At 29.5% G+C, this 24,098-nt stretch carries 21 protein-coding genes; 20 read left to right on the forward strand and 1 reads right to left on the reverse strand.

The genetic code is table 11. The features are described from left to right. Positions 1-10: 10 nt before the first annotated feature. The 19 genes from flhA to TVTCOM_RS05725 all read left to right on the forward strand — a co-directional run bounded on the left by flhA (position 11) and on the right by TVTCOM_RS05725 (position 20,585). Positions 11-2,065: a flagellar biosynthesis protein FlhA gene (gene flhA / locus TVTCOM_RS05635; RefSeq protein ID WP_434798872.1), complete on the forward strand. Its 2,055-nt coding sequence runs from the start codon at positions 11-13 to the stop codon at positions 2,063-2,065. Between the two features lie 18 nt (positions 2,066-2,083). Then, a complete protein-coding gene (locus tag TVTCOM_RS05640) occupies positions 2,084-2,797 on the forward strand; it encodes a sigma-70 family RNA polymerase sigma factor (protein ID WP_434798873.1) in 714 nt (237 codons plus the stop codon). Between the two features lie 12 nt (positions 2,798-2,809). Continuing rightward, positions 2,810-3,580, forward strand: a complete 771-nt coding sequence (locus TVTCOM_RS05645; RefSeq protein WP_434798874.1) for a flagellar hook-basal body complex protein — start codon at positions 2,810-2,812, stop codon at positions 3,578-3,580. A gap of 15 nt (positions 3,581-3,595) precedes the next feature. Next, a complete protein-coding gene (locus tag TVTCOM_RS05650; protein WP_434798875.1) occupies positions 3,596-4,357 on the forward strand; it encodes a flagellar hook-basal body complex protein in 762 nt (253 codons plus the stop codon). 21 nt (positions 4,358-4,378) lie between these two features. After that, entirely contained in the window at positions 4,379-5,266 is an 888-nt protein-coding gene (locus tag TVTCOM_RS05655; RefSeq protein ID WP_434798876.1) for a flagellar motor switch protein FliM, read from the forward strand. Between the two features lie 3 nt (positions 5,267-5,269). Beyond that, positions 5,270-5,533 carry a flagellar motor switch protein FliN gene (fliN, locus tag TVTCOM_RS05660; protein ID WP_434798877.1) on the forward strand — a complete coding sequence of 88 codons (264 nt, stop codon included), beginning with the start codon at positions 5,270-5,272 and terminating at the stop codon, positions 5,531-5,533. Between the two features lie 29 nt (positions 5,534-5,562). Then, positions 5,563-6,693, forward strand: coding sequence for a hypothetical protein (locus tag TVTCOM_RS05665; protein WP_434798878.1), 1,131 nt, complete (start codon positions 5,563-5,565; stop codon positions 6,691-6,693). Between the two features lie 169 nt (positions 6,694-6,862). Then, positions 6,863-8,584, forward strand: coding sequence for a methyl-accepting chemotaxis protein (locus tag TVTCOM_RS05670; protein ID WP_434798879.1), 1,722 nt, complete (start codon positions 6,863-6,865; stop codon positions 8,582-8,584). A 52-nt stretch (positions 8,585-8,636) separates the two neighbouring features. After that, a complete protein-coding gene (locus TVTCOM_RS05675) occupies positions 8,637-10,376 on the forward strand; it encodes a methyl-accepting chemotaxis protein (RefSeq protein ID WP_434798880.1) in 1,740 nt (579 codons plus the stop codon). Positions 10,377-10,636: 260 nt separating this feature from the next. Continuing rightward, a complete protein-coding gene (locus tag TVTCOM_RS05680) occupies positions 10,637-12,817 on the forward strand; it encodes a chemotaxis protein CheW (protein ID WP_434798881.1) in 2,181 nt (726 codons plus the stop codon). A 30-nt stretch (positions 12,818-12,847) separates the two neighbouring features. Beyond that, positions 12,848-13,903: a protein-glutamate methylesterase/protein-glutamine glutaminase gene (locus TVTCOM_RS05685; RefSeq protein ID WP_434798882.1), complete on the forward strand. Its 1,056-nt coding sequence runs from the start codon at positions 12,848-12,850 to the stop codon at positions 13,901-13,903. 29 nt (positions 13,904-13,932) lie between these two features. Continuing rightward, positions 13,933-14,547, forward strand: a complete 615-nt coding sequence (locus TVTCOM_RS05690) for a chemotaxis protein CheC (RefSeq protein WP_434798883.1) — start codon at positions 13,933-13,935, stop codon at positions 14,545-14,547. A gap of 9 nt (positions 14,548-14,556) precedes the next feature. After that, a complete protein-coding gene (locus TVTCOM_RS05695) occupies positions 14,557-15,036 on the forward strand; it encodes a chemotaxis protein CheD (RefSeq protein ID WP_434798884.1) in 480 nt (159 codons plus the stop codon). A gap of 20 nt (positions 15,037-15,056) precedes the next feature. Further along, the gene (locus tag TVTCOM_RS05700) at positions 15,057-15,539 is read left to right on the forward strand and encodes a chemotaxis protein CheW (RefSeq protein WP_434798885.1); all 483 of its coding nucleotides are present in this window, start codon (positions 15,057-15,059) and stop codon (positions 15,537-15,539) included. Further along, entirely contained in the window at positions 15,523-16,335 is an 813-nt protein-coding gene (locus tag TVTCOM_RS05705; RefSeq protein ID WP_434798886.1) for a CheR family methyltransferase, read from the forward strand. Before TVTCOM_RS05700 ends, TVTCOM_RS05705 begins: the two co-directional genes overlap by 17 nt. A 76-nt stretch (positions 16,336-16,411) precedes the next feature. Beyond that, entirely contained in the window at positions 16,412-16,765 is a 354-nt protein-coding gene (locus tag TVTCOM_RS05710; protein WP_018589248.1) for a response regulator, read from the forward strand. A 330-nt stretch (positions 16,766-17,095) separates the two neighbouring features. Further along, on the forward strand, positions 17,096-18,310 hold the full coding sequence (locus TVTCOM_RS05715; RefSeq protein ID WP_434798887.1) for a carboxylate--amine ligase: 1,215 nt from the start codon (positions 17,096-17,098) through the stop codon (positions 18,308-18,310). A gap of 12 nt (positions 18,311-18,322) precedes the next feature. Next, the gene (locus tag TVTCOM_RS05720; protein ID WP_434798888.1) at positions 18,323-19,024 is read left to right on the forward strand and encodes an aspartate/glutamate racemase family protein; all 702 of its coding nucleotides are present in this window, start codon (positions 18,323-18,325) and stop codon (positions 19,022-19,024) included. A 46-nt stretch (positions 19,025-19,070) separates the two neighbouring features. After that, positions 19,071-20,585: a UDP-N-acetylmuramoyl-L-alanyl-D-glutamate--2,6-diaminopimelate ligase gene (locus tag TVTCOM_RS05725; protein ID WP_434798889.1), complete on the forward strand. Its 1,515-nt coding sequence runs from the start codon at positions 19,071-19,073 to the stop codon at positions 20,583-20,585. A gap of 192 nt (positions 20,586-20,777) precedes the next feature. Here TVTCOM_RS05725 and TVTCOM_RS05730 read toward each other — a convergent pair whose 3' ends face one another. Further along, positions 20,778-21,179, reverse strand: coding sequence for a hypothetical protein (locus TVTCOM_RS05730; RefSeq protein ID WP_434798890.1), 402 nt, complete (start codon positions 21,177-21,179; stop codon positions 20,778-20,780). Between the two features lie 104 nt (positions 21,180-21,283). Here TVTCOM_RS05730 and TVTCOM_RS05735 point away from each other — a divergent pair, with 104 nt between their 5' ends. Next, positions 21,284-24,028, forward strand: coding sequence for a molybdopterin-dependent aldehyde oxidoreductase (locus TVTCOM_RS05735; protein ID WP_434798891.1), 2,745 nt, complete (start codon positions 21,284-21,286; stop codon positions 24,026-24,028). Positions 24,029-24,098 lie beyond the last annotated feature (70 nt).

Raw genomic sequence — 24,098 nt, forward strand, 5'->3', positions numbered from 1 at the left:
GTTACAATAGATGGAAAAATTAGATTTTAAGAAACGATTTGACGTAATAGTTGGATTTGGAATCATAGGTATTGTTTTAATGATAATAATACCGTTACCAACATTTTTATTAGATTTAATGCTAGCAATAAATATATCATTTGCAGTATTAATATTACTATTAACTCTTTTATCAACTGATATATTACAATTATCAATATTTCCAACAATATTGCTTGTTACCACATTATTTAGAATAGCCCTAAATATATCATCAACAAGATTAATATTGGGGCAAGGTTATGCAGGAAATATAATAGAAGCATTTGGTAGTTTTGTTGTTGGGGGAAATTATGTAGTAGGGGTAATTATATTCTTGATTATAGTAATTATACAGATGGTAGTTATAACTAGTGGATCAAGTAGAGTATCAGAAGTTTCTGCAAGATTTACATTGGATGCAATGCCAGGTAAACAAATGAGTATAGATGCAGACTTAAATGCTGGAATGATAGATGAGAAGACAGCAAGAGAAAGAAGAAGAAAATTACAACAAGAAGCAGGTTTTTATGGTGCAATGGATGGTGCATCTAAATTTGTAAAAGGTGACGCTGTAGCAGGAATAATTATAACTTTAATAAATGTACTAGCAGGTATGGTAATTGGAGTTATGATGCTAGATATGAGTTTTTCAGATGCGGTTCAGACATATATAAGACTTACAATAGGTGATGGACTTGTGAGTCAAATACCAGCATTATTGATATCTGTTTCAGCAGGTATGTTAGTTACGAGAGCTGATAGCGATGAAAACTTTGCTAGCTTATTTGGGAAACAGTTAATGTCTATTCCAAAAGCTATAGGGATGACAGGGGCAGTATTAATCATAATGGGATTTATTCCAGGACTTCCTAAGCTATCATTTTTTACTTTAGGATTAGGAGCAATATTAATTGCATTTTTATTAAACAAAGATGAAAAAGAAAGTCAAAGAGAATTAGAAAATGAAATATTAGAAAAAAATGATTCACCTCCTAGCATAGAAAACGCTGAGGATGTATCTAGTTATATAAATGTTGAACCAATTGAAGTAGAGATTGGATATGGTTTAATACCATTAGTAGATGAAGCTAGTGGAGGAGACTTACTTCAAAGAATTATTTCAGTAAGAAAGCAATGTGCTATAGATATGGGAATAATAGTTCAACCAATTAGAATAAGAGATAACTTACAACTCAACCCAAATCAATATAGCATAAAAATTAAGGGAAATATCGTTGCAATATATGATTTAATGCCGAGTATGTTACTTTGTATGAATCCTATGGGATTATCAATGGATATTGATGGCATACAAACTAAGGAACCAACATTTGGGCTCGATGCCTTATGGATAAAAAAAGAAAAGGCAGAAGAAGCAGAGTTATGTGGATTTACTATAGTTGATCCAACAACTATACTAGTAACTCATTTACTTGAAATAATTAAGAGTAAATCTCATGAACTAGTAGGAAGGCAAGAAGTGAAAGAAATAATAGATGTAACTAGAGAAAGATATAGTGCCGTTGTAGATGAGTTGATACCAGATTTAATGACTTTAGGTGAAGTACAAAAAGTATTCCAAAACTTACTTAGAGAAAAAGTAACAATTAAGGATAGAGTAACAATTCTTGAAACACTTGCAGATCATGCAAGAAATACTCGTGATATAGAACTTTTAACAGAATATGTAAGAATGGCAATGAGTAGAAGTATATGTTCAGATTTAGTAGATGAAAATAACTCTATGACAGTGGCAACATTATCTCTAGAATTAGAAAATATGATTAGCAATAATTTACAAAGATCTGTGAATGGAACTTATCCAGCAATCGACCCAGATACAACAAATAATATATTTAAAAATATACATAATGTAACTGACGATATAAGTTTCAATAATAGACCTATATTATTGGTATCTCCAAAAATAAGAGCACCGTTTAGAAAGTTAGTAGAAATGGTATTTCCAAATGTAGTAATATTATCGCTTAATGAAGTACCAAGTGATATACAGATAAAATCTCAAGGTGTAGTTTGCATATAGTTAAAGGGGGAAAATATAGTGGAAACACATGAACAAGAAGAACTTATTGTGAATAACATGTCTCTTGTTAGACATATAGCATCAAAATACTATACAAATAAAATTGGGATGGAGTACGAAGACTTAATAAGTTATGGGGTAATGGGCTTAATTGATGCAAGTACAAAGTTTGATAAAAATAGAGGTGTAAAATTTTCAACATTTGCATCGATTAGAATTTCATCATATATAATTGATGAAATAAGAAGGCATTCCCCTATTTCTAGAACTTACACAAGTAAAATTAAAGAGTATAATAAATGTGTAGAGAATTTACAAAATACCTACTATAGACAACCTAGTTTAGAGGAAATATCAAAATATATGGATATATCTATAAAAGAAGCAAATGATATAAAGTTGAAGATGATGAATAGAAGTAATATATCTTTAGATGGGGTTATATATGAAGATGAAAGTGAAGTTAAACTTATAGATACTATAAGAGAAAAAGAAGAACAATCTCCTAGTACTATTATTGAAAAACAAGAACTTCAAGAAGTAATGGCAAAGGCTATAGATAATTTAAAAGAAAAAGATAAATTAGTATTGTCACTGTATTATTATGAAGAGATGACATTAAGAGAAATAGGACTAGTATTAGGTGTATCAGAATCTAGGGTATCTCAGCTAAATACAAGGGCAATATCTAATTTAAGAGCAGAGATGAAAAGAATAAAATACATAGATTAAGGGTGGGGAAATATGTTAAGAGGATTATATACATCAGTATCATCAATGTTAACACTTCAGTCTAGACAAAGTATCATTACAAATAATTTAGCTAATATAAATACTACTGGATATAAAGAAGAAACTTTGCTTGGGAAGAGTTTTGATGAAGTTATGTTATATAATAATGATAACTACAAAGATGGAAAAGCAAATAAACAAAATTTAGGAACTATGAGTTTTGGTGTAAGAATTGATGATACATTTACTAATTATAGCCAAGGGACTCATGTTTCAACAGGAAATAATATGAATTTTGCAATAGAAGGTAATGGATTTTTTGAAGTTATGGATAATCAAAATAACAGATATTATACAAGAAATGGGGATTTCACTGTTGATGCACAAGGATACTTAATAACAAACTCAGGTCATTATGTTTTAGGAATAAATAATGCCACAGGTGCTACAGAGCGTATTAACGTAGGGAATAGTAATCTATCTGTTAGTTCAGATAACAGAATTAGTATTAATAATCAAGAAAGATATAGATTTAGAGTAGTTAATTTTCAAAATTATGATAATTTAGAAAAAGTTGGGAATGGGGTTTACACAGGTACAAACCCAACTAATACTACAAATTTTAATATAAAACAAGGCTATTTAGAAAGTTCAAATGTAGATCCAATAAATTCAACAGCTTTGCTTATGGAAACAGTGAAGGAATTTGAAGCTAACCAAAAAGTAGTACAAGCAATGGATTCCATATTATACAAAATAGCTAATGAAATAGGAAAAGTATAAGATAGGGGGAAGAATATGTACAATATATTACGTACTAGCACATCTGGTATGATTGCAAATCAGGAAAAAATAAATATTGCATCTAATAATATAGTAAACTCCCAAACAACAGGTTATAAAAAATTAGATGTGGGATTTTTAGATTTATATACAAAATCTTTGGAAAGTGGTTATAATCCACATAGTTCAAATGATAGCTTGACAGGTACGGGAGCCAAGATAGCACAAGCAACTAGAAATATGGTTCAAGGCCCTCTGAAAAACACTGGTATAGATACTAATTTAGCAATAGATGGAGAAGGATTTTTCAGTGTTATTAAACAAGACGGAAGTCGTTGTCTTACAAGAAATGGAGATTTTAGTTTAGATGCAAGTGGAACATTAGTGGATGCTTATGGAAATTCAGTAGATATTACATATGCCAATGGATTTAATAGACAAAATGTTGATTTATCAGATGGTAAATTAAGTATAAATAAAGAAGGTCAAATATACCTAGATGATACAATGGTAGGAAGAATTAATTTATATGTTACAGAGGGAACAAATGACTTAATATCTATAGGTGATAGTTTATTTGCTTTAAAAGAAGGGGCTAGTATGAATGCTTATCAAGGATCAGATATTAGGCAGGGTTATGTTGAAATGTCTAATGTGAATTTATCAAGTGAAATGACTGACTTAATTGCTGTGCAAAGAGCCTTTCAATTTAATAGTAAGGGTATACAGGCTGTAGATGAGATGTGGAGTATGATTAATAATCTTCAATCAAGATAAGAAAGGTAGAATGAAAATAATATGGTACATGATATAAAAAAATATGATTTTAAAAAACCTCAAAGATATTCTTCCGACAATATGAGATTCGTATCTGTAATAGCAGAGGAATTTTGTAAAAACATTAATATATTTTTAAATTATGAGTTAAAACAAAAGGATATAGCCTGTAAGGTAGAAAAGATAGAACAAACAAACTATGAAGAATTTACAAATATGGTAACTTCTGATGCTGTTATAGTTGAACATGCCATACAGCCTTTAGTAAATGGTCTTATATATCAGATAGATAAAGGGATAGCTCTTACATTTATAGATTGCATGCTTGGAGGAGATGGGAAATTTGATGACTACACAAGGGAACTTACAGAAATTGATAAGCAACTAATTCATCATGCTAGTGAAAATTTTTTGACAAAACTTCACGTGGTGGAAGGATGTGAATATAGAGAAGTATTAGAAGTTCACTTAAATCTTAGTTCTAGTAAAAAATATCCAGTAAGTGAGTCAGTATTAATTGCACATATGAAAATGATGCATGGCGATAAAGAGGTAGGAAAAATGAGGTTTTGTAAACCATATAGTTGTATGGAACCCATATTACCACAATTAGAGACAAAAAAACTTTTTAAAAGCAAAAATATTGACTATGACTTTGAATTTACAAATGCGATATATAATAATGTTTACGCTGCAAGTACAGATGTTGTTGCTCTATTAGGCAGGGCTGAGATAAAGGTTCAAGAATTATTAGACTTAAATGTTGGAGATGTAATAAAGTTGGATTCAAAAATAGATGAAGAAATAGAACTTTATGTTGCAGGTTCGAAATCTTTTAAATGTAAACCTGGATTAATTGAAAATAAAAGAGGTATAGTAATTGTAGACAGCATAGGTAAGGAGGAATAAAATATGGCAGAAAATTTTGATAGAGTTTTAGATATAGAATTAGAGATAAGTACAGTGTTGGGAAGAACAAAGATGACACTAAAGGATGTTTTTGAACTTACAAAAGGATCATTAATAGAGTTAGATACATTAGAAAATCAAGAACTTGAAATATTTGTAAACGGAAGAAAAATTGGTTATGGGGAGGCTGTGATAGTAGATCAAAATTTTGGCATAAGAATAACAAGTATTCTTGGAGAAGAAGAACTTGTTAAAACTTTAAAATAAATATCTACATAGCAAAGGATGGAAAATTTATGGCGAAAATGTTAAAAAGTAAATATAATAGTACAGGTGAACGATGTGTAGATGCTTGTTTAAACTATGGAGAACTTAGATATGTTAATAATGATGGATCGCCTATAAAAATAGAAATACCTTGTGACAAATATGAAGAAGCGATAAGTGATTTCTTGGAAAGAATTAAAGAGGGATTAACTGCAGATCAAGATATAGATCCAAGTAAAGTATTGAAAAGGGGAACTATAACATATAATCAGGCAAGAGATATATCCTATGAAGGAAAAATAAAGGGCATAGAGATATTTGCTATAGATGAAAGTATAGAATGTGATCACGTACTGGGTATATCTGCAAGTATAGAGTATGCTTTGGCAATATGGAATGGGGATAGTAGAGAGACAGCATTAAAAAAGTCAGTAATAAGAGCTATTACAGTATATGGTGAAGATTTCATAAAGGAATTAGAATTAACCGAAATAATAGGGGAAGAGGAGTTTAGTAAGTTTTGTGATAAAATTAACTATGTGAAAAAAATAAATAGTCTAGACTTATATAAACCCTTAGATGTTATGATTGACGATGATATTGGAGAAGATGATGACTTAACAACAAAGAAAAAATTAATGAAAAATATAAAAATAGCATCATTTATCGCAGGACTAACACTAGCCATTATAGTAATGCAGATAATAACTAATGGTGGTACATTCAAAGATAATCTATATTTATTTTTACCTATTTTTATCATATCCCTTACAATGAGCATACTAGTATTATTTTACATAAGGATTAGTAAATATATAACTGAGCAGTATACTAAAAATAGAGGGCAAACAATAATGGAGATGTTTAATGAGGAGCTGGAAAGGATAATATATGATAATATATTAACTGAAAAAGAATGCAAGGTTATATTACATAATATAACTAAAGGAGAAATTTCAAAGTTATTGTTAGATATGAAAGGTAGCGTAAACAAAAAGTTGTCATGTAATGCATTGGTTAAAAATGAAACACGATTTATATTAGATGAAAGAAAAAGTATTGTATTACCAAGTGAGATGGAAGTAAAAAAATGTGTGGAAAAATTTATGGATTCATACAAGGAAAAGTTTTGTAAAGATGAGGCCGCAAAAACTACATAGTTAAGAAAGTGTATAAGGAAAATATATTTTTGACTTATGCACTTTTTTTGTGCAAAATATATCTTTTGAAATCAATTATTTGTTAAATGTTTAGTATAAAGAAATAGAAAAAATATCCGTAATATTATAAGTGAATAAATTCTGACAGAAAGTCATAGGGGAGAAGGAAATGGATAGAAGATTTAAAAATTTAAAGTTTGGGAAAAAAATGGCTTTGGGTTTTGGAATGTTATTAATAGCTTTTGCAATTATAGGGACATTATCTATAAGGAATTTAAGATTAATAGGAGAGCATATAGTTGATTTATTTGAAGGACCATACCAATTAACAAATGAAGCCATGGGAATTAGAAGAGATATTTTATCTATTGATCAAAATATTGCATACGCAGTAGTTGAAAAAGATCTTTCTAATTACGAGCCAACTATTAACGAAAATTTTGAAAATTTATATGAAAGAATAGAGAAAATAAAAAATAATCCTGTTGCAGATATTAATTTAACTCAGACGTTAGAAACTTCAATTAAAAATTTTCAACAAGAATATGAAAATGTACATACAGTCATAGAAAATGGAAATAAAGAAACAATAGAAAATTTAATTGTTAATGAAAAGAGTAATTATTATTTAGCTTATCTTGCTGTTTCAGATAATGCAACGACTCTTTATGAAACTGAAATAGAAGAAGGAAATTTGTTTAAAGATGATGTTACTAAAAAGGTAAGAAAAGTTTGGACAATATGCGTAGTAATGTCTATGTGTACTATTATAGGAGCTATATTAATATGTATATATATTACAAGAAAAATAAGACAGCCTATTGAGGAATTAGAAATTGCAGCAAATAAAATGGCATTAGGTGATTTTGATATTGAAATAGACTACGAATCAGAAGATGAACTGGGAAGTTTATCTAATAGTATGATGAAAATGAGTAATGAAACAAAGTCTATAATTGATGATGTAGTTCACGTACTAAAAGAGATTGCATCAGGCAATTTTGATGTTGAACCTAAAGTAGAATATATTGGAGTATTCAACAATATTGAAAAATCTTTAAATCAGATCACTAGTCAATTAAGCGATACCATGTCACAAATTAATGTAGCATCAGAACAAGTTCAATCAGCATCAGACCAAGTTTCAAGTGGAGCACAAATGTTATCTCAAGGTACTACAGAACAGGCAGGATCAATAGAAGAATTATCTGCAACTATAGTTGAAATATCAAATCAAGTAAAAGAAACAGCAAAAAATGCACAAGAAGCAAACAACTTATATATAGATGCAGGTAAAGAAGTAAATGATGGTAATGAAAAGATGAAGAATATGACTATTGCCATGGACGAAATATCATCTACATCAAATGAAATAGGAAGAATAATAAAAACAATAGATGACATAGCCTTCCAAACAAATATATTAGCATTAAATGCAGCAGTAGAGGCAGCAAGAGCGGGAGAAGCAGGTAAAGGATTTGCAGTAGTAGCAGATGAAGTTAGAAATTTGGCAGCAAAATCAGCGCAAGCAGCTAAAAATACGTCGACTTTAATTGAGAATTCTATAAATGCAGTTGCAAATGGTACTAGTATAGTTGACAATACATCACAATCATTACAAATAATATTGGATAAAACTAGTAAAGTAGCTACTTTACTTGAAAATATAGCAAAAGCATCTGAAGAAGAATCAAATGCAATAAATCAAGTGACTTTAGGATTAGAACAAATTTCACAGGTGGTACAAACAAACTCAGCAACAAGTGAGGAAAGTGCAGCAGCAAGTGAAGAATTAAGTGGACAAGCAAGTCAGTTAAAAACACTTATTAGTAAGTTTAACTTAAAAGATAGTCAAAATTATAATAAAGAAATAAGTTTTAATTTAGAATAGTTGATAATATAGCATAGTTAATAGAAGGGAAATTATATTGCGGAGGAAGAGGATGAAAAAAATAAGATTGGCGAAAAATGATAGGTTTAAATATAAAAACCTTAGAATTGGATATAAAATATTGGTACCGTTTTTAGTAGTATTGTTAATAGCATCTTGTGCAAGTATTAATGCACTGATTAACTTAAGCAAGTCAAGTAACCTTAGTCATAATTTATATGAAGGACCTTACCAATTAACTAATAAAGCTATGGAAATACGTAAAGATTTAGTATCAGCTAGACAAAATATTAGTAATGCCTATAGTTCAGGAGAGTATGGAAAATATAAAGAGTTAGCCAATAAGGATTTTGACAGCGTAATAGATAGACTAAATGAAATGAAAAATATTGAAAATGCAAATATTGAATTAATTGATAATCTTGAGAGTTCTATTGAAGAAACAAAAGAAGAGTCTCAAAAAATATACCCGATTATGGAGGAAGAGAATTGGAATAAGGTAGATATATTATTATCCGATTCAAGTAGTGAATTTGTACAAGCATACAATGCATGTGAGAATTATGCCATAGAGATATATAATGAAGCAGATTTGTTAGGTGAAAAGTTTATAAAAGATGTAGACGTAAGAGTATTGAGATCTAATATTATTTCAACTATTTTAAGTGTCCTTAGTATAGTAGCTGGTTTATTAATATGTATAAAAGTTACAAAATTAATTGTAAGAGCAATTGAAGAAATTGAAGAATCTGCAAATCACATGGCAGAAGGTAATTTTGATATTGAAATATCTTATGAATCAGAAGATGAGTTAGGAGTTTTATCTGAAAGCATGCGTAAGATGAGTAAAGAGATAAATGTAGTTATTAAGGATACTGTAAATATATTAGACAAAGTTTCATCAGGTAACTTTAATATAGAACCTGAAGCAGAATATATTGGAGTATTTAGTTATATTGAAAACTCTTTAAATAAAATTACGAATGATCTAAGTGATACAATGTCACAAATAAATGCAGCATCACAAGAAGTTGAAACAGCATCAGAGCAAGTAGCAAGTGGGGCACAGATGTTATCACAGGGAGCAACAGAACAAGCTGGGGCTATAGAAGAACTATCGGCTACAATAGTTGATATATCTAATAAAATTAAAAATACAGCAAAAAATGCAGGAGAAGCTAACCAACTATCAATAACCGCAGGACTAGAAGTAGAAGAAGGAAATGAAAAAATGAAAGAAATGGTAAAAGCCATGGATGAAATCTCATTTACATCAAATGAAATAGGAAGAATAATAAAGACAATAGATGATATAGCTTTCCAAACAAACATACTAGCATTAAATGCAGCAGTAGAAGCAGCAAGAGCAGGAGAAGCAGGTAAAGGATTTGCAGTAGTAGCAGATGAAGTAAGAAATCTAGCAGCAAAATCAGCAGAAGCAGCAAAAAATACGGCAACATTGATAGAAAATTCTATAAAGGCAGTTGATAATGGAAGTGTATTAGTAGATAATACAGCCAAGTCGCTTCAGAAAATAATTGACACAAGTTATCAAGTTATTGTTTTAATAGATGATATAGCAAAAGCGTCTGATGAAGAATCAAATGCAATAAATCAAGTGACTTTAGGGCTAGAACAAATTTCAGAGGTTGTGCAAACAAACTCAGCAACAAGTGAGGAAAGTGCAGCAGCAAGTGAAGAATTAAGTGGACAGGCTCAATTGTTAAAATCACTTATTGACAAATTTGAGTTAAAAGAAGAGTCCAATTTTCAAGATACTTTAAATTTTTAAGATAATCTAAATTATGATAATAATGTAATAAATTTTTAAAATAATTTTAATTAATTAATTAATGATGAAAAGCTTATAAATTAAAATCGATTTAAATACTAAAAAGTAATTTATTTATAAAAACTAAAGTATTAGATAATTTATCCGTATAATATATAAAAAAATTATATGAAAAAATTACATTTAATTTGATTTAACAGTTGATTAAACAACAATGAAAAATTAAATCTATTAAATTTTAATTATAAAAGGAGACAGATATGAGTGGAATAGATTCTATGAATGAATTTTATGTGCAGGAAAACATGCAGCTATTAGAGCAATTAGAAGAAATTTTACTTGTAGATCATTCAGATACTGGAGGATTGGCAAATAAAGAAATAGAAGAAATTTTCAGAGCTATGCATACGATAAAAGGTTCTTCTGCTATGATGGGGTATGATAGTTTAACAAAACTAACACATTGTATAGAAGATGTTTTTGATGAAATACGTAAAGGGCTTGAAGTTTCTAGTGAAAAATGGGAAGAAATAATTGATGTTGTATTACTAAGTATTGATTTTCTTAAAGAAGAAATTTCAAATATTCAACAGGGATTGCTTCCAGAATCAAGTATAGATGAGCTACATGATAAAGTTTTAAAATTATTAAAAAATGATGAAGTAGATAATGATGAAAGCATATCAGATATGGACTTTAACTTAGTTGAGGAAGAAATAAGTCAGCAAACTATGGAAGATAAGGATGAAAGTGAACTAATAGGTAGTGAAAAAAAATATTGCATAAAAATATTATTCGAAGATGGATGTGGTATGGAAGGAATTAGGGCTCTTGGAGTAACCACATCTATAGAAGATTTATGTACTATAGAGAAAACTATTCCAGCGGACTTAATGGGAGATTGTGATGAAGAAATAGTTAAAGACGGCTTTACTATGTATGTGAAAACAGAAAATGATAAGTCTGGCTTAGAAAAGTGTCTTCAAGGAACAATGTTCTTAAAGACTTTACAAATTACTGAAATTTCTAGAGCATCAAATGAAGTAGAACAAATAGAACAAGTAGAAGAAGTAGAACAAGTAGAAGAAATCGAAGAAATTAATTTAAAGCTTGATGAAGTTGAAATTGCTACTGATACTGCTGAGAAAGAAATAGAAGTAGTAGAAGAAAATATAGAAATAAGTAAAATTAGTGAGGATTTAAAAAGCAACAAAGATCATATTAAAGAAGCTGAAGATAATAAAAAAGACAAAGTGACTCAAACAAAAAAAGAAAATATAAATAGTTATTTAACAGTGAACATTGATAAGATAGATAGTTTAATGAATTTAGTAGGAGAAATAGTAACTACTGAATCTATGGTTGAAAAACAATCTCAATTAGAAAATTTTGATCCAGATAATTTCGAAAAACAAGCAAGAAGATTACATCAATTAACAAATGAATTGCAAGATGTTGTAATGTCTATCCGTATGGTACCTATATCATCAACTTTTACTAAAATGCAAAGAGTAGTAAGAGATATGAACAAAAAAACTGGGAAAAAAGTTGATTTAGTATTAATAGGAGAACAAACAGAGGTAGATAAAAATATATTAGAAAATATATCAGATCCACTAATGCATATGGTAAGAAATAGTATGGATCATGGAATAGAAACACCAGAGGAAAGAAAAAATACAACAAAACCAGAGAAAGCAACTGTAACATTAGAGGCAAAAAATACTGGAGGCGATATTCTAATCATAATAAAAGATGATGGAAGAGGCTTAAATAAAGAGGCAATTGTAAAAAAAGCAATTGAAAAAGGAATAACTAGCAAGAGTATTAATGAAATTAGTGATAAAGAAGCATACAATTTCATCTTAGCACCAGGATTTTCTACAAAAGAAGCTGTAACTGAGTATTCTGGTAGAGGTGTAGGGATGGATGTTGTTTATACTAATATACGCAAGTTAAGAGGCTCTATTAGTATAGATAGTGAGCAAGGAAAAGGAACTACATTTGCAATACGTATTCCATTAACATTAGCCATAGTAGATGGTATGAAAATAAAAAATGATGATGAAACGTATATTATTCCTTCGCTTAATATAAAAGAAGTTTTCAGATATGGAGCCTATGATATTGTTGAAAATCCAAATGGTGAAGAACATAGTATTATAAGGGGAAATTGTTATAAAATTTGTAGGTTATCAAAAATTTTAGGATTAAGTGATGCTAAAAAAGATGATGGAATTATGATTTTGGTAGAATCTGAGATGGGCAATATATGCCTTATAGTAGATAGTATTTTAGGACAACAACAGGTTGTAATTAAACCTATACCTACAATACTGACACAATTTGAAGGAGTACAATCTTATTTGGCAGGATGTTCTATTTTAGAAGATGGTTCTATAAGTCTTATACTGGATGTTAATGCTATGATACATAGATAAGATATACTAATACAAAAGGAGAAAGAATAGATGGAAAATAAAATAAAAGTATTAGTAATTGATGATTCGATTATATTTAGGCGTATTATATCAAAGTACCTTCAAGAAGATTCAGAGTTAGAAGTAGTAGAAACAGCCAAAGATTCTTATGATGCAAGAGATAAAGTAATGCAATATAGACCAGATGTATTAACATTAGATATAGAAATGCCGGGTCTTAATGGAATTGAATTTTTAAAAATTCTAATGAGCCAGTGTCCAATACCTACAATTGTTATAAGTGGTGCTAATGACAAATGTTTTGAGGCTTTATCAGCTGGAGCAGTAGGATTTGTAGATAAACCAACATCAAGTACTATGAACGAATTTGCAATAGATTTGGCTACTAAAATAAAGGAAGCATCAGTAGCTAAAATAGATTTAAAAAGAAATTTTACGAAAGTTAGTAGACAGATAGATGAAAAAATAAGCTCTAAAAAATTAACTAGTATAGGAAACAATAGTGATCAGATAATTGCTATAGGAGCATCTATGGGAGGTGTAGAGGCAATAGGAAAAGTATTAAAAGAACTTCCTCTAGGTCTTCCAGGAATAGTAATTACACAACATATGCCTCCCGTATTTACAAAAAGATATGCTGAACGTTTAAATAGAGAATGTATAATTAACGTAACAGAGGCAAAAAATGGAGAAGTTATATTGCCAGGCCATGCATACATTGCTCCAGGCGGTTTGCAAATGGGTATTGTAAAGAAAAATAATAAGTTTTTAATACAAGTTAAAGAAGGCGATAAAGTGAGTGGTCATTGCCCATCAGTGGATTACTTATTTGAATCTGTGGCAAATGAGGCTAAAGAAAAATCTATAGCAGCTATTTTAACAGGTATGGGATCTGATGGAGCAAGAGGCTTATTGGAAATAAAAAAAGCTGGTGGGTATACTATTGGTCAAAATAAACAATCATGTACTGTTTACGGTATGCCAATGGCAGCAAATAACATGGGTGCAGTTATAAAGGAAACATCTTTAGATATGATTCCAAATGCAATATTAAACCAACTCAAAAGAAATGAAATAAAAAAATAATCTAAAGATTAGATAGAAAGAGGGTATATATGACAATTACTTGTGATAAATTAAATATATTTCGTGAAATTAGTAATATAGGATCTGGTAATGCATCAACATCATTAGCTACAATGTTAAATGAATTAGTTGATATTGGAATACCGAACAGCGATATGATTGAACTTGATGATATTACTAAAAGTTACAACTCACCAGAGGAATTGGTAGTAGGAACAGTTTTACAACTTTCAGGAGATATGGAAGGTTTTATCATGGTTATCATGAAAATAGATTCTGCTTTTAATTTACTTTCAAAATTATCAGGTAAAGAAATTAAACATGATAAAAATAATTATGAAGAAATGTGTAAAGAATTGAGTGCAATGGGAGAAATATGTAATATATTATGTGGAACATATTTAACAGCAATATCTGATATGACAAATTTAACCATAACACCATCAATACCTCATTTTAGTATAGATATGGTAAGAGCAATAATGAACTTACCAATTTCATTATACGGATTAGACTTTGGTTCAATATTATGTATTGAAACAGACTTTTTTACTCAAAATCATGATGTGGAAGGAAAGTACTATTTTATTCCTAATGTGTCATCATGTACTAAATTATTATCATCTTTAGGCTTTGCTGTGTAGGATTACATAATGGAAACTGTAGGTATAGCAGAGTATAAGATTGTAAAAGTGCCACAAAAAATTATGACTATAGGACTTGGATCATGTTGTGGTGTAATTCTTTATGATGAGATAAATAAAATTGCAGGATTAGTACATATTTTACTTTCTAGCTCCAAAAATGAAAAAATAATAGTAAACAAAGCAAAGTATGCTGATACAGGAATAGTTGCATTATATGAAGATATGAAAAAACTAGGAGCAAATTCTAGATTTATAAGAGCAAAGTTAGCGGGTGGTGCACACATGTTTAACTTTAATAATTCATCAAGTAGTGTATTTACTATAGGTGAAAAAAATGTAAAATCATGTAAAGAAACCTTAGCTAAATTAAATATTCCAATTGTATCAGAAGATACATTAGGTACTTGTGGAAGAACTATTGTATTTGATACAACAACTAATAAATTACATGTAAAGAGCGTTGGTAAAGGTGAGAAGTTAATCTAATTAAAAAGGGGGTAGTATTTATGTATGCAAGTGATGTAGAAGCAGAAAATAGAATAGATGATTTGTATATGGTTTTTGTAGTGAATAATCAAAAGTATGCACTATCATCCAAATACATTATAGAAATTATAGAAATGTTACCAATAACAAAGGTACCATTCCTTCCAAAATACATGAATGGTATTATAAATTTAAGAAGTACGATTATTCCAGTTATGGATGCTAGAATAAGATTTGATATAGAACCTATAAAGTATAATGAGAGAACTTGTATCATTATAATCGAAAATAATGATAATAAAATAGGATTAATAGTTGATACAGTAAATGAAGTAATTCATATTTCACCAGAAAGTAGCATGAATATGGATTCTAGCCAAGAGGTAGGAAAAAATAACTTTATAAAATCTGTTAGTGAAATAAATAATGATATACAATTAATACTAGATTGTGATTCATTAATGACGATAGTAGAGGAAAATAATTATGCAGTTGACAGATAGAGATTTTGCAAGATTGAGAAATTTCATGTATAATAATTATGGAGTTAATCTTGAAAATAAAAGGACATTAATAGAAACAAGACTACTAATGATGGTTAAAAAATTAGGATTTTCAGATTATAACAGTTATATAGATAATTTGATGCAAGATAAAACAGGTGAACAAGTATCAATGTTAGTAGAAAAATTAACTACGAACTATACATATTTTATGCGTGAAGAAATGCATTTTGAGTTTTTAAAAGAGAACGTATTAATACCAAGTTCAAAAATACCACCACTTGGAGGGTTAAAAATTTGGTCTGCAGCTTCATCAACAGGTGAAGAGGCTTATTGTATTGCCATGTTAGCCTCAAGTATTTTAGGCACTAATTCAAGTCAAAGAATAGCTATAACGGCATCTGATATATCAAACAAAGTATTAAAACAAGCTAAAGATGGAATTTACTCAAATGATAAAATAGAGAAGTTACCATCAGCATGGGTAAAAAATTATTTTAAAAAAATAGATGAAAAAAAATATGAGGTAAATCCAAATATAAAAAAATTAGTAGAGTTTAAATATTTTAACTTAAATAATAGTTTAGGTTGGAGTAAATCAAAATATGATGTTATTTTTTGTAGAAATGTAATGATTTATTTTGATAATGTTACAAATCAAAAATTAATTAATAGATTATACGACTCCTTAAAGCCAGGTGGATACTTAATAATTGGAATGTCAGAAAGTTTGTCTAATCTAAAAACTGATTTAAAAAGAGTAAAACCATCAGTATATAAAAAAAATAAAGTATAGTTTTTGAATCTTAAAAGAATTAAAATATAAATAAGACTAAGTTAACAAAATGTATTTGAAACAATGGAGGAAAGTTATGAAAAGAGTATTAATAGTTGATGATGCAGCCTTTATGCGTATGACAATAAAAAATATGCTTTCAAATTATGAGTATGAAATAGTAGGAGAAGCAGAAAATGGTTTAGAAGCTGTTGAAAAATACAAAGAATTAAGCCCAGATATAGTTACAATGGATATAACTATGCCTGAACTTGATGGAATACAAGCTTTGAGAATGATTAAAAAATTAAATCCAGGGGCATCAGTAGTTATGGTTTCAGCACTAGGACAAGAAGCAAAAATGAAAGAGGCTATTATATATGGTGCTAAAGGATTTATAGTAAAACCTTTTAAAGAAGAAATACTTTTAGGTGCATTATCAAAGTTATAAGAAATATATATAATGCAAAAACTATATGATACTATAGGTTAATTTATGTAAAATAAGTTAGCCTATAGTATTTTTTACATTTAAATTAATTTAATATGTTAATAATAGTTTTGTGAAGCTACAAATATTAATTATAGATAGATAAATAAGGAAATAATAATATTAAAATTTATAAATTAAAATATTATTGTAAGATAAAGGCTTTATATTATCATATATTATTGATATTTCAACATTTAGCAATACTTACAAAACAGTCATTTTTTTGACAGATTGTGAGAAATAAAGTATAATAACCAATGTATTTAAAAAGAATAAGAGGTGGATAAAGTGGATAAAATTAAAATTCAACCTGTGTTGGTTGGTGGAGATATAAACTGTTATTCTGTGGCTAGAGCTTATCATGAAGCTTATGGAGTAAAATCAATAGCTTTTGGAAAAATGTTACTTGGAGCAACAAAGGACAGTAATATAATAGATTTTAGAGTAGATCCTAATATGGGAAATAAAGAAGAGTTTATTAAAGTTTTATTAAAAACTGCAGATGAACTAGCGCAGCCAAATAAAAAACTTATAATTCACGGATGTACTGATGAGTACGCAGAATTAATAATAGATTATAGAGATGTATTATCAGAAAAGTACATAGTACCTTATATAGGAGCTGAACTTAAAGATAAGTTAATAGAAAAAGAATTATTTTACAATATGTGTGAAGAATATGGACTAGATTATCCTAAAACATATATATACAATAAGGGTGATGAAATAGGTGACTTTGGATTTAACTATCCAGTTATATTAAAAGCATCTGATAGCATATCATTTTTCCAAAATGCTTTTGAAGGAATGAATAAAGCATATCTTATACAAGATGAAAAAGAGTTTAAAAGAGAAATAGAAAAAATATATTCTCATGGTTATGAAAAATCTATGATAGTTCAAGATTTTATACCTGGAGATGACTCGCATATGAGAGTTTTAACTTGTTACTCAGATAAAAATGGTAAAGTTAAAATGCAATGTTTAGGACATGTTTTATTAGAAGAACATACTCCAAAAGGAATAGGAAATCATGCAGCTATCATAACAGAATACGATGAAGAAGTAATGACTAAATTCAAAAACTTCTTAGAAAGTATAAACTATACAGGATATTCAAACTTTGATATAAAATACGATGAAAGAGACAATAAATACAAAGTCTTTGAAATAAACTTAAGACAAGGTAGAAGTAACTACTACGTAACATCTTCAGGAAATAACATAGCTAAGTTTGTTGTAGAAGATAGAGTTAACAATAAAGAGTTAGACTTAAAAATACAAAAAGAACCTTTCTTCTGGAGGTGTATACCAAAAAAGGTAGTATATAAATATGTAAAGAGTCAAGAATTAGTAAATAAATGTAAAGAATTAGATGCTGCAGGAAAATCTGCTACATCATTTGGATATGAAGCTGACTTAAAAGGAAACTTCAAAAGAAGATGGTATATATTCTTATATCATGTAAATCAATTTAGAAAATTTAAAAAATACTGTAAGTAGATTGGTGATAATATGAATAATATAACGGTAGGTGTTTTAGGCGGCCTAGGACCTATGGCCTCTGTATATTTCTATGAAATGGTAGTAAATATGACAGAAGCAAAGACTGACCAAGAGCATGTAGATATGATAATAACAAATAGAGCGACTACACCGGATAGAACAGCCTTTATAGTAGGTAACTCTAACGAAGATCCATCAAAAATATTAATAGATGATGCAAAGAAATTAGAAAAGTATGGTGTGGATTTTATTGTAATAACATGCAATACGGCACATTATTTCTATGAAAAAATAGTTAATAGTGTTAATATACCTTTAGTAAATATTGTAGAAGAAACAATTAAACATGCTAAAGTAACTAATCATAAAAAACTAGGTATTCTTGCTACTACTGGAAACATTAAAACTAATTTATACCAAAATATGTGTGAAAAGTATGATATAGAATATTTAGTATTAGACGAAAATAGACAGTCTCAAATAATGGAAATAATTTACGATGATATAAAAAGTGGTAAACCAGCTGATATGGACAAGTTTAATTCTATAGTAGATTATTTAAAAGAAAATAGTTGTGATGGAGTTATTCTTGGATGTACAGAGTTATCCATATTAAAAAATGACAATAAACTAGATGGAAATTTTTATATAGATTCTCTGGAAGTTCTTGCTAGAGAAACTATATTAAGAAGCGGAAGAAAATTAAAATAGAGTAGTTAACCTACTCTATTTTTTAGAATGAGAAAGGAAGTATATTATGAAGTTATTTAAACTAATGGAAGATGTAAGTTTTACATCTAACTTACCTTTAGAAGAAATTAAGGAGATTGAAATAAAAGATATAGCATATAACTCTAGAAGTTGTAAAGAAGAATTTATATTTGTTGCACTTGTGGGAGAAACTGTAGATGGCCATAGGTTTGTTAAAAATGCTTATGATAATGGAGCTAGAGTATTTTTACTACAAAAAGGAATGGAATCTAGTAAATATGTTATGGAATTACCAAGTGGTGTGATAAAGTTATTTGTTGAAGATACAAGAATAAGTTTATCAAGAATATCACATAACTTTTTTGAAAAGCCTTCTAACTCACTGAAAATAATTGGAGTTACAGGAACTAAGGGAAAAACAACTATAACAAACTATATTGCAACTGTTTTAAATGAATCAGGAGTTAATACTGGTGTAATAGGAACAAATGGAACTTTCTTCAATGGAACTTATGAAATTACTGCCAATACTACTCCAGAAAGCTATGAGTTACATAGAATCTTTAGAAAAATGCTAGACAGTGGTGTGAAATGTGTTTCTATGGAAGTTTCTTCTGGTGGAATAATGCAAAATAGAGTAGAAGATATAGATTTTGATGTAGCTGTCTTTTCAAATTTATCGCCGGATCACATAGGCCCAAAGGAACATCCAACATTTGAGCACTATTTACAATGTAAAGCAAGATTATTTAAAATGGCTAAACATGGAATTATTAATGCTGATGATGAGTATGCAAAAGATATAATAAAAGTAGCCACTTGTGATGTGGAGACTTTTGGAATAGAAAATAATGCGAATTTAACTGCAAATAATATAAGATACTCAAAAGAAATAGATTCTCTTGGGGTAAGTTTTGACTGTAATACAAAAGAAGAAACGTTTCCTTGTTTTATATGTTCTCCAGGGACTTTTAGTATCTACAACTCATTAGCAGTTATAGCCGTTTGCAAATATTTAGATGTAAAAAAAGAGATTATGATAGATGCACTAAAAAGTGCTAAGGTTAGTGGTAGGGTGGAAGTTTTATCAATACTTCCTTATGCCACAGTAATAGTTGACTATGCTCACAATGGTGTTAGTCTAGAGAATATATTACAAACTCTTAAAAACTATGAACATGATAGATTAATATGTTTATTTGGCTCAGTAGGTGGACGAACTGAAATAAGAAGAAAAGAATTAGGTGATGTTGCTGCTCGTGAATGTGATTTAGCTATACTTACAGCAGACAATCCAGATTTTGAAGACCCTATGAATGTTATAAATGATATAGCCCAGTCTTTTGAAGGATCTTCTTGTGAAGTAATAAAAATAGCAGATAGAGAAGAAGCTATAAAATATGCTATTAGAAATGCTAATAAAGGAGATATGATAGTCTTTGCAGGTAAAGGTCATGAAAAATACCAATTAATAAATGGAGAAAAATTACCTTTTGATGAAATCGCAATTGCAAAAGATGAAGCAAAAAAAGTAATAGAAGAAAAAGAATTATTAGCTTAATGAATAATTTAATAATAATGGGACTGTCTTAAAATAAAAAGATAGTTCCACAAAAAAAGGGATAAACTCACATAAAGTTTATCCCTTTTGCGTAATTGATTGTAATTCTATAGTAAAACTTTAACAAATATACTATAGTTAAATTGATTTTTGAAAATTCTTATGATATTATTAAATTAATTAGAAAACAAATTAGTCATGGCATCTTGATTTATTCAATCCTTGACCAGTTACATCAATTATTTTATTTATTGCAGTGTCAGATAAAAATACAATTTCTGATGGTTCGCTTTTCAAATTTTCACCCATCAACTTTAAACCATTAGAGTTTTCTATGTAAGAAATATCAAGATTTCTCCTGAAAATTCTATTAGTAGTCTTATCCCTAACTTCTACAGTAATTTCATCACAACTAATAAAATCTAAAGGAGTATTGTTTGGAGTTAAATTATTGTTGAAGTAGTCTATAATATAACTTATAGTATAATCCCTCAAAACAATTAATTCCTCATTAGTCCTAGCATTAGATGTAGAAACTAACTTATCAAATATTTCTTTAAAAACTTCTTCATTTAAAACAGTATCTTTAATCATAATAACCTCCAAATATGTATTAATTTTGCTAATTAATAAATTTACATAAATTATAGTCCAAGTTTATTAATTTAGGAATAAAAATTTAAAAGGGGGAAATAAATTTGCTACTAAAAAAAGTCCTTTATATTAATGGCGTAAAAAGAACGTTATTTGTTGATCCAGAAGCTAGTTTGGCTAATGTACTTCGTGAACAACTATTACTTACAGGGTGTAAGATAGGTTGTGGTCAAGGTCACTGTGGTACATGTACTATTATTTTAAATAATAAGGCTGTTCGTTCTTGCATAGTGAAAATGAAAAAAGTTGAGGATGAATCAGTTATACAAACTATTGAAGGATTAGCAGAAGGTGAAGATTTACATCCATTACAAGTTGCATGGATGGGTCACGGGTGTGCACAATGTGGTTTCTGTAGCCCAGGATTTATTATGTCAGCTAAAGTATTATTAGAAGAAAATCCTTCTCCAACAAGAGAAGAAGTAAGAGCATGGTTCCAAAAACACAAAAACTTATGTCGTTGTACGGGATATAAGCCGTTAGTAGATGCAGTTATGGATGCTGCAGCTGTACTTAGAGGTGAAAAGAAAGTAGAAGACTTAGTATTCCAACCAGTGGGAAATGAAATACTAGGAACAAAATATATTCGACCTTCTGCAAAAGCTAAAGTAACAGGAACTTGGGATTTCGGTGCAGATATGAACTTACAAATGCCAGATGGAACGTTAAGATTAGCATTAGTTCAAGCTGAAGTTTCTCATGCAAATATTAAAGGTATAGATACTTCTGAAGCTGAAAAAATGCCTGGTGTTTATAAAGTAATAACTGCTAAAGATGTTAAAGGTAATAATAAAATAAATGGATTAGTGTTCTTCCCAAGTGCAAATAAAGGTGATGGATGGGATAGACCAATTCTTTGTGATGAAAAAGTATTCCAATATGGTGACGCTATAGCTTTAGTAGCTGCTGATACTGAGGAACAAGCTAAGGCAGCTGCTAAAAAAGTTAAAGTAGATTTAGAAGTACTTCCAGCTTATATGAGTGCTCCAGCTGCAATGGCTGAAGATGCTATAGAAATACATCCTGGAACTCCTAACGTTTACTTTAAAACTGATTGTAAAAAGGGTGAAGAAACAGCTCCATTAATGGAAAAACTTCCTAATGTAGTTGAAGTTGAATCTTATTGTAGCCGTCAACCACATTTACCTCTTGAACCAGACTGTGGTCAAGCATATCAAGATGAAGAAGGTAACTTAATTATAAATTCTAAGAGTATAGGAATTCACTTACACCATGCAATGATTTGTACAGGTATAGGTATTGATCCAGAAAAATGCTTCTTAGTACAAAATCCAACTGGAGGAACTTTCGGATATAAATTCTCTCCAACTATGGAATCTATGTTAGGTGTTGCGTGTTTAGCTACTGGAAGACCAGTAACATTAAATTATACTCAATATCAAAATATAACTTACACTGGAAAGAGATCTCCTGCATTCATGAAAATAAAACTTGGTGCAGATGAAAATGGTAAAATACTTGCTCTTGAAGGTGAAAACTATATAGATCATGGTCCATATTCAGAATTCGGTGACCTATTAACTATGCGTCTTACTCAATTCGTAGGTTCAGGTTATGGAATACCAAATATAAGAAATACTTCTTATACTGTATGTACTAACCATGCTTGGGGTAGTGCATTTAGAGGATATGGTGCTCCACAAAGTTTCATGGGAACTGATACTGCTATAGATGTATTAGCAGATCAAATGGGAATGGATCCATTTGAATTAAGATATATAAATGCATATAGAGAAGGAGATACTACTCCAACTGGTCAAACTCCAGAAGTATACTCTATAGTACCTATGATGGATAAATTAAGACCATTATATGAAGAAGCTAAAGTAAGAGTTAAAGAAAATTCTACTGATAAAGTTAAACGTGGTGTAGGTATATCTATAGGTGTTTATGGATGTGGACTTGATGGTGCGGATTCATCTGAAGCTTATGCTGAAATAACTCCAAAAGGTGTAACTATGTACAACTCTTGGGAAGATCATGGCCAAGGTGCTGATATAGGTACATTAACTATGGCTCACGCTACTTTAAAAGCTGCTGGATATAAACCAGAAGATATTAAATTAGTATTATGTGATATGCGTCAAACTCCAAACAGTGGTCCTGCTGGTGGAAGTAGATCAAACGTTGTTACAGGTAATGCTACTAGAATAGCTGCTGAAAACTTATTAAAAGCATTAGATAAAGGTGATGGAACTTATCGTACTTACGATGAAATGGTAGCTGAAGGTTTACCAACTAAATACGTAGGTAAATGGGTAGCTTCTATGTGTACTGATTGTCAAATAGAAGATGGTCAAGGGGCTCCATTTAGTAACTATATGTATGTTGTTAATATGCCAGAAGTTGCAGTAGATATGGAAACTGGTAAAACAAAAGTTGAAAAATTCACTTGTATGGTAGACTGTGGTAAGATAATAAATAAACTTGTTGTTGATGGTCAAGTTTATGGAGCGCTAGCTCAAGGTATAGGTCTTGCATTAACTGAAGATTTTGAAGATTTAGAAAAACATACTACATTAGTTAAATGTGGTATACCACAAATAAAAGATATACCAGATGATTTAGAAATACATTATGAAGAAGCATTAAGACCAGATGGACCTTATGGAGCTTCTGGAGTTGGTGAAGGACCATTAGCAGCACCTCACCCAGCTATATTAAATGCTATATTTAATGCTACTGGAGCTAGAATAACTAAGGTACCAGCTACACCAGATGTAGTTAAAGAAGCATTAGAAGGTTTAAAAAGTGGTGCAAATGCTTAAATAAGAAGTAAAAATAAAAGAGTGATTTTATAATTATTGCTCTTGTTTATTCAAATAAAGGGGGCTTAAC

This window comes from Terrisporobacter vanillatitrophus (assembly GCF_051148895.1).
Classification (GTDB): domain Bacteria; phylum Bacillota; class Clostridia; order Peptostreptococcales; family Peptostreptococcaceae; genus Terrisporobacter; species Terrisporobacter vanillatitrophus.